Raw genomic sequence first — 16,314 nt, 5'->3', positions numbered from 1 at the left:
GCATGAAACATGATGATCTCGATGCCTCGCCAGGGGCCGACGCCACGATCGTGCGACCAAGTGGCGTTCGTGCGCCGACACCGCCGCCGGCACGCGAACGCGATCCCGGTCGCGACCTGTCACGCGCGACGCAGGAGTTGCCATCGGCCGGCGGCAATCCCCTCGTGCGTGCTGCCAATCCGCTGCTGTTGCTCGCGGCGCAGCTTCGCAACACGGTCGACGCTCCCGATCCGGCCTTGTTGCGTGACCGTGCGATCGCCTATTTGCGCCGCTTCGAGGATACGGGCGCCCGTGCGGGTATCGACGCGCAGACCGCCGTCGCTGCGCGCTACGTGCTCTGCACGATGATCGACGAGGCAGTGCTGGATTCGCCCTGGGGCGAGCAGACCGGCTGGAGCCGGCAAACCCTGCTGGTCACCTTTCACAGCGAAACCTATGGCGGTGAGAAGTTCTTCGTCATTCTCGATCGCCTTTCCCAGGACATGGTTCGCCATATCGACCTGGTGGAGTTGATGTACCTCTGCCTGGCACTTGGCTTCGGCGGCAAGTACCTCGTCGAATCCGGTGGCCAGGGGCGACTCGCCGACCGCCGCGAGGATGTCTACCGACGGATCATGGCGTATCGCGCCGCAGCGCCCGTGGCGTTGTCACCGCGCTGGCAAGGGGTCGATCGTCCGTTGAAGCCCCGTCGCGGTGTCCCGGTGTGGATGGCGGGGTTGGCGGCGTGCTGCCTGCTCTTCGGCGTATGGGTGTTCCTACACACACGTCTCAACGGCGCGGTCGAACCGGTCAGCGCACGCCTGGCGAGCATCGGCCTGCGTGGCGTGCCGTTGCCTACGACAGCGGCGCCAAAGCCGCCATCGGCCAGCCTGCGGCAGTTGCTCGCCGACGACACGCGCACGGGTGCGTTGTCGGTCGATGAGCGGTCGGATGGGCAAGCGACGCTGCGACTGGCCGCCGCAGAGATGTTTCCCTCAGGCGGCGCCGACGTCGCAGCGGATCAGGTAGCGCTGCTCGGACGTGTCGCGCATGCACTGAACCAGGTTCGCGGTCGCGTCATCGTGGTCGGTCACACCGACGACCAGCCGATCCGTTCGCTACGCTTCAAGGACAATTTCGAACTTTCCGCGGCGCGTGCACGCAACGTCGGCGCCTTGCTTTCCCGTGAGCTGGATGACCCACGACGCGTGGAATCCAGCGGTGCCGGCGCGTCACAGCCGGTCGCGACACCGGCAGACTTGCCGGCTAACCGCGCACGCAACCGTCGCGTCGACATTCTGTTCGTCCCGGAGGCCGGATGAAAAACCTGGGCGATGTGTTTCGTCATGTCTGGATGCGGGCCGCTATCGGCATCTTTCTCTGCGCGCTGCTGATTGCTTTTGGCGGACCGTACCTCGGTATCGGCGATCATCAGCCCCTGGCTGGCGTCGGCGCCCGCGTCGTGGCCATCCTCATCGTTGCGGCGATATGGGTCGGTGTCGTTTTGCTGCGCCGATGGCTAGCAGGGCAACGCGGCCAGCGCATGGGTGAGGAGATGGCCGCGCAGGACGAGCTGCAACGGCGGGATGTCGAGGCGCGTACCCAGGCCGAACGAGAGGGTCTGCGTACGCGCTTCGTCGAGGCGCTTGGCTTGCTGCGCAAGCGGCGCGATGGCGGTGGCAGTCTTGAGGCACTGCCCTGGTACCTGTTGATCGGGGCCCCCGGGTCGGGCAAGAGCACGCTGCTTGAACACTCGGGCCTCGAGTTTCCCCTGCTGGCGGGCACAGGAAAGCGTTCCGTGGCGGGTATTGGCGGTACGCGTCAATGCGACTGGTGGTTTACCGACAAGGCGGTTTTTCTCGATACGGCGGGTCGGTACACCACGCAGGATTCCGACCCCAGTGTCGACGCATCGGCGTGGGACGCCTTCCTCCAGCTGCTGCGCCGTTACCGGCGGGGACGTCCACTCAACGGCGTGATCCTCACCGTCAGCGTTGCCGAACTCCTGACGATGAATCCGGCGGAGCGTCAGCGTCACGCCGAGGTCCTGCGCGAGCGCGTCGACGAGATCGGCACGCGGCTTGGCGTGGCCTTGCCGGTGTACCTGGTGTTTACCAAACTCGATCTGGTCGCCGGCTTCCTCGATCATTTCGACACGCTGGACGCGGCAGGACGTGCGCAGGTGTGGGGCGTCACCTTTCCCGAGCTTCGTAGTGTCGATGGCACATCGACGGACCTGGTCGGCGACGAGTTCGATGCCTTGCTCGAGGCCATCGATGGCTCCGTGGTGTCGCGCATGCACGCGGAGCGCGACGTGCGCCGGCGTGCCCGGATCCTCTCGTTCCCGCAGCAGCTACGGCATCTTCGCGAGCTGGCCTTACCGTTGTGTGCGGCCGTTTTCGGTGCCCATGCGTATGGTCGACCGCCTGTCCTCCGCGGTGTGTACCTGACCTCAGGTACCCAGGAGGGCACGCCGATCGATCGCGTGTTGTCGGTCGTGAGCCGTTCCTTCGGCATGCATACCGCCACGACCTCGGTGTCACGCTCGCCGCGCCGGACATTTTTTGTCGAACGCCTGCTCAATGAAGTGATCCTCCCCGAGGCAGGTTTCGCCGGAGCCAACCCGGTCGTGTTGCGGCGTCGCCGCCTTGCCGGAGCGGCGGCAATCGCCGCCATCGCCATCGTGACCGTGGGATCGCTGGTCGGCATGTTCACCAGCGCGGCGCGCAACACCGACTTCGTCACGAGCGTGGCCCAGGTGCTTCGCGATTATCCCGACGATGCGCACACAGCGACCCCCTCGTCGCTGCGCCAGTACGATGCGCTGGCCCTTCAGCGGCTGGACGTGCTTGGCAGAGCCGAGCAGTTAGCCGGGCAGGTACGTAGCGAGCACCCGTTATCGATGCGCTTCGGCCTGTTCGAAGGCTTTGCCTTATTCGATCAGCTGCGCGATGCGCATATCCGTGAGGTCAATGCCAGCGTGGTGCCGGGCCTTGCCCTGCAATTCCGTGATGGCGTGCGCGACGCTGCCAGCGATCCCCAGCGCCTTTACTACGCACTGAAGGGATACCTGATGCTGGGACAACCCGAGCATCGCGACGGAAACAGCCTCGCGTCGCTGGCACGCGAACGCTGGCGTGAGGTGTTCCCGGACGACGATGGCCTGGCCGATGCGCTCGAGGGGCATTTCCGCATCCTGTTCGATGGTCGTGATGGCTTGCGGACGTTCCCGCTGGACGCGGGCCTGGTCGACGCGGCACGGGCATCCTTGCGCGCCGCCGACCTGGCGACGCTGATCTATGGCGGGCTGAAGCTCGACAGCGAATCCCGCCAGGATGCACCGGTACGGCTCGATCGCACACTGGGTCTGCTCGGGAATGTGTTCCGCCGGCGCAGCGGTGCCCCGTTGTCCAAGCCCTTGCCAGCCCTGTATACGAGGCCGGTCTTCGCCGCCATGGTGCAGGAGGGCAACGCCCCTGGCATCGGTGGGAGGGGTGGCATCGCATCGGCCGTGGATGCGTTTGCCAAGGACGATTGGGTGTTCGGCGTCAAGGTGAACGATCCCGTCCGCCGCGCCTCGCTGGCCACGCAGGTGAGAACCCTTTACGTCGCGGATTACATACGCGCGTGGGATGACCTGATCGGTGATCTGCAGCTGCAGCCCGTGACCAACGTGCAGGAGGCCAGCGGCGTCGCTGCTCGACTCGCCGGTGCAAGCTCGCCGTTGAAGGCTCTGCTGGCACTGGTCCGTGACAACACCACGGATCTGCTGCGACAGGCGCCTTCGGACGGGGCCGACCGTGTCGCTGCTGCGGCGGAACGGCGTGTTGCCGATCAGGTGAAGAGTCGCAGCGAGATCGCCCGTCTGGTCGCTGAGGGCAATGCACCCGCGACAGCGGTCGCGACGCAGCGCCCGGATGCGCCGATCGTCGAGCATTTCGCCACCCTCAACCAGTTGACCGACGGAACACCCGGCGCGACGCCGCTCGATCGGATCCTTGCTGTGCTGGACCAGATGAGCAAGACGCTGCTGACGTCGCGTCCCAGCACGGATGGGCTGGGACAGACCGACCCCGCACTGGCCATCGCACGTCAGGAAGCGGGGCAACTGCCGCCGCCGCTGTCGACCTGGCTGGGCAGCCTGGTAGGGGCCAGCCAGTCGCTGGTCAGCAAGGGCGCGGACGGTGCGCTCGCCGAGGGCTTCCGTCAGGCGGCCGGAAACGACTGCTCGCGCCTGGTCCAGGGTCGCTATCCGTTCTCTCCGGAGAGTCGCTCCGACATACCGCTGCAGAACTTCGCCGACCTATTCGGCAACAACGGCCGCTTCGACACCTTTTTCAAGCAGGTGCTTTCCAAGTCGGTGGACAGCAGCGGCAGCACATGGAGCTTCCGCGATGCCGACGGCGCGCGTACCGGTGGCGCGGTGCTCGCCCAGGCACAGCTCGCCGATGCGATTCGCCAGGCCTATTTTCGCGATGGTCCCACGCCGCAGGTAGGCTTCACGGTGTCGATCACCACGCCGCCGCCCGGCATCGGCCGGCTGCTGATCGAGATCGACGGGCAGCGCTTCGAGTACAAGGCGGGCGAAGCGAGCACGCCTGTGACGATGCGCTGGCCGGGTCCGACACCCGGCACCACGCGAATCAGCGCATGGGACAGTAGCGGCAATCCCTTGCCCGCATTGGATTACCCCGGCGAGTGGGGCTGGTTTCATGCGCTCGACGCGGCCTCGCTCCAGCGGCGTACCGAAACACGTTTCGGCGCGAGCTTTGGTTTCGGTGCGACGCACGTAGCCGTGGATATCGAAGCGGCCAACCTGCACAACCCCTTCGGCGACAGCAGCGTACGTCGTTTCCGGTGCCCGACATGACGCGCGCCCTGGTGGGATTCCACGGCAAGCTGCCGAACGTCGGCGACTTCGTGCAACGCCGCTTACCGACCAGCTTTGTCGATCGATGGGATGCAGCGATGCAGTCCGCGCTCGCTACGGTGTCCGCCGCTCTGGGTGAAGGATGGCGGGAGATCTTCCTCGCGTCGCCGCCGTGGCGGTTCGCGCTGGCGACGGAGGTCTGCGGTCAGCTTCCCTGGGTAGGCGTGGTCATGCCGTCCCGTGATCGCGTGGGCAGGGTCTATCCCCTAGTGCTGGCCGTATCGCCGCCAGAGGCGACCCATGGATGGCCCCACATGCCGGCCGACAGGTGGTTCGACGCCCTCGACGCCGCGGCGGCGCGCACACGTGAAGGTATCGACGTGACCATGTTCGACGCCCTGGTGGCGATGCTGCCTGATCCCGCTTCCTCGACGGCGCAACGCGTCCCGCCCATCGTCGATCCGCACATCGGCAGCCTGTGGTGGCGGGGTGATCGTTCCAGCCCTGACGTTGCCTTGCCCGGGTTACCCAACGCCGCGGACTACCTCCGTCTGCTCGGCGTCGACATCGACGAGGTGACCGCGTGAGCCCGTCCTATCTTTCCGCCGGCCGTACCGAGACCGGCCATGTGCGTCGTCACAACGAAGACGCGATCCTCGTCGCCGATGTCCCCGGCCTCTGGGTCGTCGCAGACGGTCTTGGTGGGCACGCGGCGGGTGACGTCGCCAGTGCGCTGATCGTCGAACGACTCGGTGCACTGCGCCCGTCCGCCGACATTACATCGACGATGGATGCCATCGAGGACGAGTTGTTGCGGATCAACCATCGCCTTCGCACGATGGCACGCGAGCGCCGGGTCGATGTCGTCGCCTCGACGGTCGTTGTCCTCATACACACACGTGATCTCGTGGCCGTCGGCTGGGTGGGCGACAGCCGCGCCTATGTTTTCCAGGACGATCGCCTCGAGCAGGTCACGCAGGATCACGTACACGGTGACCGAAGTGACGAAACACAGTTCGGCGGTGGTGGCGCCGGTGCGCCGGCGGGCGTTCTTACCCGCGCCGTGGGTGCCGAAGAGCGACTTTTCGTCGACTGGTCGGTGCGCGCACGTCGCCCGGGCACCTGCTTCCTGCTGTGTTCCGACGGGATCAACAAGGAGCTCAGCGACGCCGACATCGAACACCACTGCCGTCGCCACGCCGACCCGCGAGCGTTGATCGATGCGCTGGTAGAAAGCGCGCTCGATCACGCCGGTCGAGACAACGTGTCGGCGGTCGCCGTGAGGCTGGAACCGCTTAAGGAAACACATTCATGAAACAGCCCAACGACGAAGAAACCCGCGTCCTGCCCGTGAAGCCGGGGACGCCCGAGCCCGACGTCCTCCATGGCGCCGCCGATGACGACGATGCAACCGTGTTCAAGCCCTTGCATGAGCGAGCGGGGGAAGGCACGGCCACAGGGTCGGCCTCCCAGGGCACCGGCGACAGCTGGCGACACATGGCCGACATGGCCCAGGGTGAGCGTATCGGTGTCGGCAGCCTGCTCAAGGGCCGGTTCTTTATGGAGCGGGAGCTGGGTCGTGGCGGCATGGGCGTGGTCTATCTCGCCCGCGACGAGCGAAAGGTGGAAGCACGCGACCGCGATCCCTACGTCGCCGTCAAGGTGCTCAACGACGAGTTCCGCAAGCATCCGGACGCACTGATCGCCTTGCAGCGCGAGTCGCGCCGCGCGCAGCATCTCGGCAACGATCACATTGTGCGGGTGTACGACTTCGACAAGGACGGCACCAACGTCTTCATGACGATGGAATACGTCGAAGGCCAGGATCTGCGGACACTCATACGCACGAAGGCTCGCGACGGCATGCCGTTTCATGAGGCGTGGCCGTTGATCGCCGACATGGGCGAGGCCCTCGTGCGCGCGCATGTCGCAGGCATCGTGCATTCGGATTTCAAGCCGGGCAATGTGATGGTGACGCCAACTGGCATGGCGAAGGTTTTCGACTTCGGCATTGCACGGGCCGGCAAGATCGGTGCGGAGCACAGGGACGACCGCACGGTGTTCGATGCGGGAACGCTTGGCGCCATGACGCCCGCTTATGCCAGCCTCGAGATGCTCCAGGGCAAGGCGCCCACTCCGTCGGACGACATCTATGCATTCGCCTGCGTCGTCTTCGAATTGCTGACGGGACGTCACCCCTTCGACAAGCAGAACGCCGAAGAGGCGATGTCGGCCGGTCGTCGACCGCCAGCCGTACCGGGACTCGACAAGCGGCAGTACAAGGCCTTGGTCGATGCGATTGCCTTCACGGCTGATAAGCGCAGTAGCGATATTGGCGCCGTGATGTCAGGGCTGCGCCGACGGCGCTGGCGTGAGCGAGCGACACCGTGGCTCATTGCGACCGCGGGCCTGGTCGTCATCGCTGCCGCCGGCACGTGGTTCGGGTCCTTGGAGGTGGGGCGTCGCCACATGGCGGATACGCTCCGTCGCTTCGCGCCCGACCAGGTCGATGGCTTTCGAAGCGAAGACGATGTCCGTGCGGCGCTCGCCGTGCTCGATAACGATGAGCGACGGCACGTGGTGGTCGATGGCGCCGATGCCATCGACGGCTTCCTGGTGCGGCTTGTAGCCTCGCGTTGGGACCCGTCGCACGGACGTTATGACTACGTCGGCGCGCAGAAGGTGTTCGCTCTTCGCGCGCAACTGAAGACGTTTGCGCCGAAGGTTGATCGCCGTCGCGAAGAGGTCGCGCGCGAACGCGACGAAGCACTCAATCGCCTCGACACACGTTTGAGCCAGGCGATCCTGGCCAACCGCCTCACCGGCAGCGGCACGGACGACGTGCCGGCGATCCTGGCGACGATTCGCACGATCGACCCGTCGAGCCGGCTGCTGGCCAACCCCGAGCTGAAGCTCAAGCTGGCCGATGCGGCAACGACCGCTGCGGCCCCCGCCGACCATTCGCCGGCCGAGGTGCACGACGCGGAACGCGCGGCGCGTCTGGAATCCCTGCGCCAGGCCTCTGCCGCCAGCGATTTCGACAAGGCGCTCGACAGCTACAAGCAGCTGCGTGGGATTGACGGCGGCACACCGAMGCCGACCGACGAGCCCGCCAACCTGCTGGCGAAGGCCACGCTCGATGCAGCACGCGCCGCGTGCAGTGCCGGGCATTGGAAGGAAGCGGCGGAGAAGGTGGCCGCGGGGCTTGCGGCGACGGGCGACCGGCCGGACCTGACGGCGGCGACCACACGCTACCAGTTGGCCCTCGCGGTCATGACGGCCGCCAAGGGACCGCCACCCTCCGTCGCCGACCAGGAGGCGCTGCGCAAGCAGGTCGACGCCGTGAAACTGGCGGATCCCGAGGGTCTGAAGGACATGGAAGCCGCCATGAAGGCCTCGAAGGCATTGCCGGAAGGATCGCTTGCGAACGTGGTGAATCGCCTTCGGGAGACCCCGGCCGCGGTGACGGCAAGCCATGTCGATCCCTGCGCACGTCGTGGTCTTGCCGGCAGCGCGCGCGAATGCTTCGACACCTTCTCGGCCGGTGCGCACGGTCCTGCGCTGGTCGTCGTGCCACACGGACGCAAGCCGTTCGCCATGACCCGAACGGAGATTACCGTGGCCGACCTGGACCAGTACTGCCGCGCCACGCGCACCTGCGCCATTACCCGTGGGCAGATCCCGACGCAACCGGCACGCTCGATTCCCGTCGCCTTCGCGCGTCGTTACGCCGCCTGGTTGTCGCAGGTCAGTACGTATACCTATCGACTGCCGACAGACGAGGAATGGCTGTTGGCCGCGCACGCGGGCAGTGACTGGGACAGCAGTAGCGCAAGTTGTGGTACGGCAACGACAGGCCTTGGGCGCTTCGTTCGCGGTGACGAGTGGAGCAGCAAAGCGGTGACCAATCCCTGGGGCCTGGTGGACATGGTCGGCGGTATCTGGGAATGGACGACGAAGGGCACGGACCTCGCCGTACGGGGAGGAAGCTACCGCAGCGGCCCCGACGCCTGCTCGGTCACGAGCACACGCGAAAGCGATGGGTCGGCCGAACGCGACGTCGGTTTCCGGCTGGTGAGGGACATCCCGTGATGACCTGGGAAGCGAGGGTGAATCACGAACTCGGGCATCTGAACGATGCCCATAGCGCGGCGCGTATCGACACGCCCGAGTACCGTCAGCGTCGCCGCGCCTTGCTGCAGTCGGCGCTGCTTTCGGAAGCGTCGGGATCGCATACGTTGCGACGGCCTGCGGGTGGCATGGCGCCGGCAGTCAACGCGGCGACCATCCGCGCGATGCCTATGCGGCGCGCCGTCACGCACGCCTCGCCCGGGCAGGGGAACGGCCTGCGATGGTGGCTCGGCGGCGGCGTGCTCCTGCTGCTCGCCGCCGCGGTGTTGAGCTGGTCGGTCCTTCGTTAGCCTGCGTCGTCGCCGGACAGCTGCTGGAACTCCGACAGACCGCCCGGCGCAAGGGTCCGTAACAGGTCGGCGAAGCTCAGGCCGACCAAGCGGCTGGCACGACGTAGCAAAGGCGGCACCGGGCTGGAAGGCTCGTTGCGTGCGTACCACGCACAGATCTCGTCGAGCATGCGCAGCACGTCGTCCGTATTCCGGACAGGGCCGCGTACCGCAGTGGCTGCCGTCGCGCCTGTCTCCAGATCGCTGTCACTTACCGGGTCGAGACCTTCGGCGACAAGGGCCTGGGGCGCCCTGATCGCTACCTGCGTGCGCAGGAACGCATCGATGTCACGCAGGTCTCGCTCGAGCGTATCGAGATCCGGCCCCATGCCCGGCGTGCGTTCGGCGAAGAGGTGACCGATCGAACGGACATGGACCAGCGCTTCGGCGATCGCAGCCCCGGTGGCCACGAGGAGTTCGACATCCACATGCTGGGCCACGGCATCCACGATGTCCTGGGTGATGAGCGGGGCGTCCGCCGTGCCTTCGCCGGCCTTGAGCGTGCCGTTGAGCAAGCGTAGATCACGCAGCGAAAAGGCGCCCACGCGCTCGGCGCGCAGCAGCGGAACCGTGCGTAGATAGGCCACTGTGCCGTCGATGGCTGCGAGCGCCGACAAGGCGTTGATCCGTTCGATCGGGTCACCCTCGTCGAGGCGCGGATGGACATCGTCCCAGTAACGCGTCAACAGATCCGCGACCAGACCGACCGCGGCACTCCAGGCAACGAAGCCCTCGGTCTTCAACCGGGCGTTGCCCCAATGGATGGCGACGCGAATATCCCGCGTGCGCTCGGCGACCTGCTCGGCCTGGCGCGAGACCTCGCGCCAATCGGGCTCCTCCGCTTGCTTGACGGTGTCGCCTATCGCACGTTCCGCTCCTGGCGCAGCGAGGCTCTCCAGGGTCAGAAACGCCGGGTCATACTCCAGGTTAGGGCCGCAGGGCGCATGCTCCTCGAGCGGATCGAGGAATCGGTCAGTGGTATCCATCGGGTGTGAGGTCCAGCAAAGGAAAGGGGAAAACAGGGGTGCGCGTGTAACGTGGCGGTCGCAGCCGGCCGCTGATACGGACCAGCTCGTCGCGCAACCAACGGTGTGCGGGCTGTTTGTCCAGACGACTGTGCCAGGCCATGGCGAGGGACATATCCGGCTGGTCGAAGGGCAGGGGAAACGCTTCCACGCCAGGGCCCACCGCCTGGATCATGCTCTGCGGCAACGTACATACCAGATCGGTCGTGGTAAGCAGCGAACCGATCGCGTCCCCGTAAGGTGCCGAAACGAGGACGTCCCGCGTACGGTTCAACTCCTTCAGCCGGATGTCCATCAGCCCCTCCATCCGTCCGGATGAGGAAACAATGAGGTGCCCCAACGAGCAATACTCATCGATCGTGAGATCGTAGTTGCCTCGCGGGTGACCGATGCGCTGTAGCATCACGAATTCGTCAGCCAGCAGTTGCTTCGTCTTCAACGACGGCGGCACCTGTTCGTTCGGCACGAGAAGCATGTCGATCTCGCCATTTTCGAACTGTGCAAGCACGTCGGCATCCTCGCTTCCACTACGGAAGGCCAGTCGAAGCTGACGATTTTCCTGTGCCTGGAACGAACGGATCAGCGGGTTGGCGAACGTGCTGATGGCGCTGAACGACCCGCCGACGCAGAACGTCGCGGCATCGCGCGTGGGATCGAACGAATCGACCGGATCGGCCAGGGTGCCCAGCTGGGCTAGCGCATCCCGGAGCGAAACGGCCATTTCCTCCGCCTTGGGCGTCGRCACCATGCCGCGCCCGGTTTCCGACGGAATAAGCAGCGGATCCTTGAACAGCCGGCGAAGGCGAACCAGCTGCGCCGACAAAGCAGGCTGACTGACGTGCAGCCTCGAAGCGGCACGCGTCACGTTGCGTTCTTCCAGCAACATATCGAGAGAGACGAGGAGGGGCAGGTCGCTCGGTTTCAGATTCATGATTACCGCGTGCGCCGCACTCGTGGGGACAGGTGCGGTTCAACTTGATGCGAGGGGAGGGGAGAAAGCGGTGCTCGGAGAGTATTTAGCGGGAAGTATTCCGTGATCTACGTCGCGTTTTTTCGCTTGAGTTGGAGATGTTCGTGTCATTGACGAGCGACACGACATCGAGAAAATGGTTCTCGGTATTTGCGCGGTAAAGGGTGGTGGTGTCAATTACCCTAAGGGGTGATTGTTCTACAGAGTGCGACCCACGACACGTGTCTTTGATGCCGCGACACTTGTGCCCCGATGTCGTCAATCGGCGCATCGGAAAACTACCCAGTGTGTGCCGACTTTTCGTCCATCGGTTGCGCGTGTCAGGTTTACAGAGCCAGGACGGATCCTGCAGAGGTCCGTTGTATGGCTTGCGGCGGTTGCCCAAACGCGCGAAGGAACGCCTGCCGCATGCGTTCCCGATCGCCGAATCCGGTCTCGCGTGCAATGACTTCGATGGGGTGCCGCGTCGTCTCTATCATCAGTCGAGCCGCCTCCACACGAAGACGCTCGATGGCCTTCGCTGGAGACTGGCCCGTCTCTTCGCTAAAGACCCGACTGAACTGGCGCGGGCTCAGTCGCGCGACGTCGGCCAACACCTCAACCGAAAGATCGTCGCGCAGATGCTCCTTCGCATAGGAAAGAGCCATCTTTACGCGGTCCGACTTTGCGTCCAGTTCCAGGAGCGCGGAGAACTGCGACTGCCCTCCGCCTCGCCGCTGGTTGACCACGAGCTTACGCGCAACCGTACGGGCCGTTTCCAACCCGAAATCGTTCTCAACGATCGCCAAGGCAAGATCCAGTCCCGCGGTCATGCCCGCCGACGTCCAGATCTGTCCATCCACCACAAAGATGCGGTCCTCATCGAGCAGCACGTGGGGGAACTGCTTCCTGAATTGCTGTGCATGAAACCAATGCGTCGTTGCGCGCTTCCCTTCGAGCAGGCCGGCCGCGGCCAGCACGAACCCACCGGTACATATCGCGGCGACACRTCGGCTGTGGCCCGGCGCCTGGCGCACGTAGTCCACGAGGCTGGGAGAGGGGAGGTCGCCGTCATTGTCCCCGGCCACGATGAGCGTGTCGTAGGTCCAGTCCCTTAGACGATCCGTATTCACGGAGAAGCTCTGCGAGGTCATCACCGGGCCGCCATCCTCAGACACCAGGCGGAACTGATACACCCTCTCGCCACGAAACAGATTCGTGTACTCGAAGCGACCTATGCTTACGACGCGTCAGCGCATCGCATTGCCAAGACGATCGGTTCTGCCACCACTCGGTTTGCCTACGGCCCCGGCGGGCTGCTGGGCGAGTATGGCGCGGCGTCCCGTGACTATGTGTGGATGGACGACATCCCGGTGGCAGTGGTGGACGGGACCACGTTGGCCTTCGTGCATGCCGATGGCTTGAACACCCCTCGTGCGGTCACCAACGCCGCCGGCGCCGTGGTGTGGTCGTGGGTCTACCAGGGCAACCCGTTTGGCGAGCAGGCACCGATTTCGACAAGCGGGTATGTGCTGAATCTGCGGTTTGCGGGCCAGTATTGGGACAGCGAAAGCGGATTCCTCTACAACATTCATCGCTATTACGACAGCGCAACCGGGCGGTACATCCAAAGCGATCCCATTGGCTTGACCGGCGGAATCAACACCTACGGCTACATCAACAGTAATCCATTGTCGTCTACGGATGCCGAGGGGCTTCTCGAGGACACTGTCACCGCTTACTGTGCCAAATATGGCGCGGCGGCTTGCGCGGATGTCGTGGCGCCCAATGCAGGTACGGGCATGTGGTCCAAGATTGGCTCGGGTGTCGGTGGCGCGGCATTGGGCGCGGCCGCCACGCTCAGTCGTGACACGCATCCCGATAACGACGATGACTGTGGATGCGGTCCGGATACGCGGTTCGAGGCCTACCAGAAAGCTCTTGCATGGGCAGGAATGAGCATTGGCAACGAAGGCAATCCTATTCCCTGGGGCCAATATCTAGGTGATAAGGGAAGAAACTATACGTACGTGAAGCAGCACGGCGGGAGCAATTACGGCTACTACAGCACTACTTGGGGTTCGCACGCTCAAGTTATCAATCATCCCGACGGCCACCCTGGACAAGTAGGAGATGACCATCCAGAGTGGCATCGCTGCCCTCATTACCATGCAAGAAATGAAAAGGGCAGCGAAGTTATCTTTCCCTACATGCCTGGAACGTGAAGACGATGAGCTCTGAATTGCCGCTTTTTCTCAGGATACTTTGCGAAGTCGAAGAGGAAGGTGCCCCGTTGCGAGTCACGGTGCAATACGCCGGGTTGTCTGAGCCTGTCGAAGGAACGGCTCCATGGGGCGTCGAAAAACTGACGAGTACGGGCATTCTGGACCCGGGACTTGGAGGCGGTCCAGTGGCGTACGTCGATGTCCAAGCGGTGTCCGTTTGGTGTGAGCTGCGTGGGGGCCGGAAGGCACCAATTGCGCAGGCCACGTTCGATAAACTGATCGCCGCTCTGGGGGAATTTCAGTCCGTCGACGTGACTACGGATCGGCTGACCTGGACTTCGCGCTAATGCATGGGCTGGCATAAGTGACGGCGATTGCCTTCGGCTGACGAGCCTCGGCACCGGGACCTGCACTCTATAACGCGAACAGGTCTAGTGCCGGCACGGGATCGGGTCACGGCTGTGGCGGCCGTGGCCAGTTGACCGTGAGTCAGCGAGGCCGTGCGATGGCCGCGACCTGTGCATGCGACACGTCAGCGGATCAGCAAATACCGTGTATTGCTTGCTCGATTCAGCGTCAGCTAGGTCAACGCCCGGATGACTTCCCGATCCGGCGTTTTGTCGCTTCTTCGCAACCGGATAAAACGAAATGGGCGCCTATTTTCCGGCCGCTTACGCTACGAGCACGCGTGACGCAAGAGGCCCGTGACGTTGCAATGGGCCTCTGGGCCATGCCCATGGTCGTCGGCGATGAATGGGCGTAAGGCAATCTTTCGGGCTAGTGGCGATGAAGCGTCCGTAGTCTCATCCGGTAAGGAATATCAACGATGCACCGGCAGGAAAGACGACGCTGTTGCCTAAGCTCAGCGCGCCGGCGCCACAATGATCTCCACCGCCCATTGCGGATCGTCATGCCGTAAGGCTGCCACCAAGCCTGTCGGGTTGGCCAAGCGCATGTCGGGGTCGTAGACGAAAAACACCAGATGGTTGCACTCGGGGTGCGCCTGGTACCGTGCCGCCTGAACCARCAACTCCGCGCCCAGGTCGCGCACTTTCGTGTTATCGCTGATGAACTTCACCTCAATGCCGGTGCGCAGCTCCGGCAACAGAAAATCCATACGGGGGCGCCGACCGGAATGGCTGGGTAGCGATTCTTCGGCGCGTACGTCGCCGAAATTCAACGATAGCAGGGCACTTAGTAGGTCCTGGACGTCGTACTCGTCGCCGATCAGGAAGGCCGGACGGTCACGACTACGGCGGCTCAAGCGCAGGCAGAAGGGGTGAAAGCCCAGGAGCAGTCGCCTGAGCAGTTCGCGATCATTCAGGCTGTGGCGCCCTAGCGCGGGCGCGGGCGGACCATCGCGCAATGCTGCGTAATGATCAGCAATGACCTGGGTTTCGAAGGCGACGCGATGACGCGCAGGGCGGCTGCGATACAGGAGATGCAGTATTGCGCCGAACAGACTTTCCAGCAGAACCACCACCATCAGATCGGGCCAGGCCAAGCGCACCTGGTAGGTGGAGACGTACTTGTACGCCGGTAGGCGCGTCGGCGACGCCGCAAACGGCGCGCCTCGCGACGGCAGCTCGATCAGCTCAAGACGGCCCACCACCGTCAGTCCCCACTGCGAGGCATCATCAAAATGGTAGGTGCTCAGGGAGGGGGCAGGGGCCGTGCTCGACGTGTTGTATGCTTCCAATTGGCTAAAGATCGGCTTGGTAACCCGGCGATACGCATCTGACGCGATCACGTTTCGGACAGCCGGGTTGTCGACGTCCGCCGCGACGAAGATCGGTGCGATCCGGCCAATGTATAGGGCGCCGATTGCCAGCATCGTCAACATGATCGCCGCCGCCACCACGGCGCGTAAGCGATGCATCTCGAGAACGCCATTGACCATATTGATGGTCATTGAACGGCGGGTGCCGCGAGTCGATACGGTAGGCGTCATGCGTTTGCAGTCATCCGGGGCGGGGTCCACGTGGGCGGCCTCCGTCGTTCGCAGCGGTGTCTTTCGGTGTGTCGTCAGGACGTTCGAAGATCGTAAAGGCCTCCGCCTGCGCGCCCAGCAACCTATCGAGCGTCGTCTTGGCTTGACGATTGAGGTCGGGCGCCTCGGTCAGTATCTCGATGAGACGATCGGCGTCCGCGGCCTTCAATGCCAGGACAGTTGCGTGATCGACGGAGTAAACCAGCACCATGGCGGCGTTGGTCAGGGTGCGCGGCCGCGTGCTCTGGCTCGCCCCTAACATCCAGCCAAGCGCCACGCTGCCGTCAGTCTGGGCCTTTTCGCCGGTCTGCAACCAATCAAGCAGCGAGGGATGGTGTGGCGCCGGATGGTCGTCTGGCAGTCTTGAGGGCGCGGCCCGCGCGATGGCTGCAAGCGTCAGGCTTGGCCACCCGGAACGCTGAGGGTACATATAGTAGGCCAGCGCCGCCCGGGTGTTGAAAGCGTACGCCAGCGGCAGCCCTAGGCGTTCGAGTTGGCAGCACACATCGTGTTGCGCGGATCGAAAGCTGATCAGCTGGTTCGCAGCCACGTCCAAAGCTTTCACCTCAAGCATCACCACGCGGCAGCGGTCAAGGATCGCGATCAGATCGGCGCCAAAGCGACGTGCCGAATCGCCTTGCTGATTGGCGTACGGCTCAAAGACCTGCGCGCTCATGCCCTGTTGGTGCGCGTAGACCTGCAGCGACGCGAAGATCGCGCCTTGCACTTCGTTCTCGCCCAGTAAGGCGTCCTGTCGCAACATCACCGGCAATCTCTGTCTACACCTGATCTCCTTGTCATCGGCCGACGGAAGCC

General features: G+C 64.3%; 12 protein-coding genes. 7 read left to right on the top strand and 5 right to left on the bottom strand.

What is annotated here, in order from left to right:
* Nucleotides 1-2: 2 nt before the first annotated feature.
* From icmH to AC1DYM_RS20030, 6 genes are read left to right on the top strand one after another with little or no spacing between them, the layout of a single operon-like run.
* Nucleotides 3-1,301 carry a type IVB secretion system protein IcmH/DotU gene (gene icmH, locus AC1DYM_RS20055; protein WP_477341361.1) on the top strand — a complete coding sequence of 433 codons (1,299 nt, stop codon included), beginning with the start codon at nt 3-5 and terminating at the stop codon, nt 1,299-1,301.
* Nucleotides 1,298-4,849, top strand: a complete 3,552-nt coding sequence (gene tssM / locus AC1DYM_RS20050; RefSeq protein ID WP_477341359.1) for a type VI secretion system membrane subunit TssM — start codon at nt 1,298-1,300, stop codon at nt 4,847-4,849. Before icmH ends, tssM begins: the two co-directional genes overlap by 4 nt.
* The gene (gene tagF, locus AC1DYM_RS20045; protein WP_477341357.1) at nt 4,846-5,436 is read left to right on the top strand and encodes a type VI secretion system-associated protein TagF; all 591 of its coding nucleotides are present in this window, start codon (nt 4,846-4,848) and stop codon (nt 5,434-5,436) included. Before tssM ends, tagF begins: the two co-directional genes overlap by 4 nt.
* On the top strand, nt 5,433-6,164 hold the full coding sequence (locus tag AC1DYM_RS20040) for a PP2C family protein-serine/threonine phosphatase (protein ID WP_477341355.1): 732 nt from the start codon (nt 5,433-5,435) through the stop codon (nt 6,162-6,164). Before tagF ends, AC1DYM_RS20040 begins: the two co-directional genes overlap by 4 nt.
* Nucleotides 6,161-8,941, top strand: a complete 2,781-nt coding sequence (locus tag AC1DYM_RS20035) for a bifunctional serine/threonine-protein kinase/formylglycine-generating enzyme family protein (protein WP_477341353.1) — start codon at nt 6,161-6,163, stop codon at nt 8,939-8,941. The genes AC1DYM_RS20040 and AC1DYM_RS20035 overlap by 4 nt, the downstream gene beginning before the upstream one ends.
* A 17-nt stretch (nt 8,942-8,958) precedes the next feature.
* On the top strand, nt 8,959-9,270 hold the full coding sequence (locus AC1DYM_RS20030) for a hypothetical protein (protein ID WP_477341351.1): 312 nt from the start codon (nt 8,959-8,961) through the stop codon (nt 9,268-9,270).
* Here the strand turns inward: AC1DYM_RS20030 and tssA are convergent.
* The 3 genes from tssA to AC1DYM_RS20015 form a co-directional block, all read right to left on the bottom strand.
* Nucleotides 9,267-10,295: a type VI secretion system protein TssA gene (tssA, locus tag AC1DYM_RS20025; protein WP_477341349.1), complete on the bottom strand. Its 1,029-nt coding sequence runs from the start codon at nt 10,293-10,295 to the stop codon at nt 9,267-9,269. The two genes, AC1DYM_RS20030 and tssA, sit on opposite strands and share 4 nt — an antisense overlap.
* Entirely contained in the window at nt 10,282-11,265 is a 984-nt protein-coding gene (locus AC1DYM_RS20020; protein WP_477341347.1) for a LysR family transcriptional regulator, read from the bottom strand. The genes tssA and AC1DYM_RS20020 overlap by 14 nt, the downstream gene beginning before the upstream one ends.
* Before the next feature lie 365 nt (nt 11,266-11,630).
* On the bottom strand, nt 11,631-12,479 hold the full coding sequence (locus tag AC1DYM_RS20015; protein ID WP_477341345.1) for a GlxA family transcriptional regulator: 849 nt from the start codon (nt 12,477-12,479) through the stop codon (nt 11,631-11,633).
* A gap of 162 nt (nt 12,480-12,641) precedes the next feature.
* Here AC1DYM_RS20015 and AC1DYM_RS20010 point away from each other — a divergent pair, with 162 nt between their 5' ends.
* Complete coding sequence (locus AC1DYM_RS20010) at nt 12,642-13,508, top strand: RHS repeat-associated core domain-containing protein (protein WP_477341343.1); 867 nt, start codon at nt 12,642-12,644, stop codon at nt 13,506-13,508.
* An 862-nt stretch (nt 13,509-14,370) separates the two neighbouring features.
* Here AC1DYM_RS20010 and AC1DYM_RS20005 read toward each other — a convergent pair.
* Both AC1DYM_RS20005 and AC1DYM_RS20000 read right to left on the bottom strand, forming a co-directional pair.
* Complete coding sequence (locus tag AC1DYM_RS20005; protein ID WP_477341341.1) at nt 14,371-15,459, bottom strand: PD-(D/E)XK nuclease domain-containing protein; 1,089 nt, start codon at nt 15,457-15,459, stop codon at nt 14,371-14,373.
* Between the two features lie 10 nt (nt 15,460-15,469).
* Nucleotides 15,470-16,314 (bottom strand): hypothetical protein (locus AC1DYM_RS20000; protein WP_477341339.1); only part of this gene is annotated, 845 nt, incomplete at its 5' end.

It is taken from the genome of Luteibacter sp. P1_D3, assembly GCF_056406135.1.
This window is presented reverse-complemented; position numbering and strand designations above follow the sequence as displayed.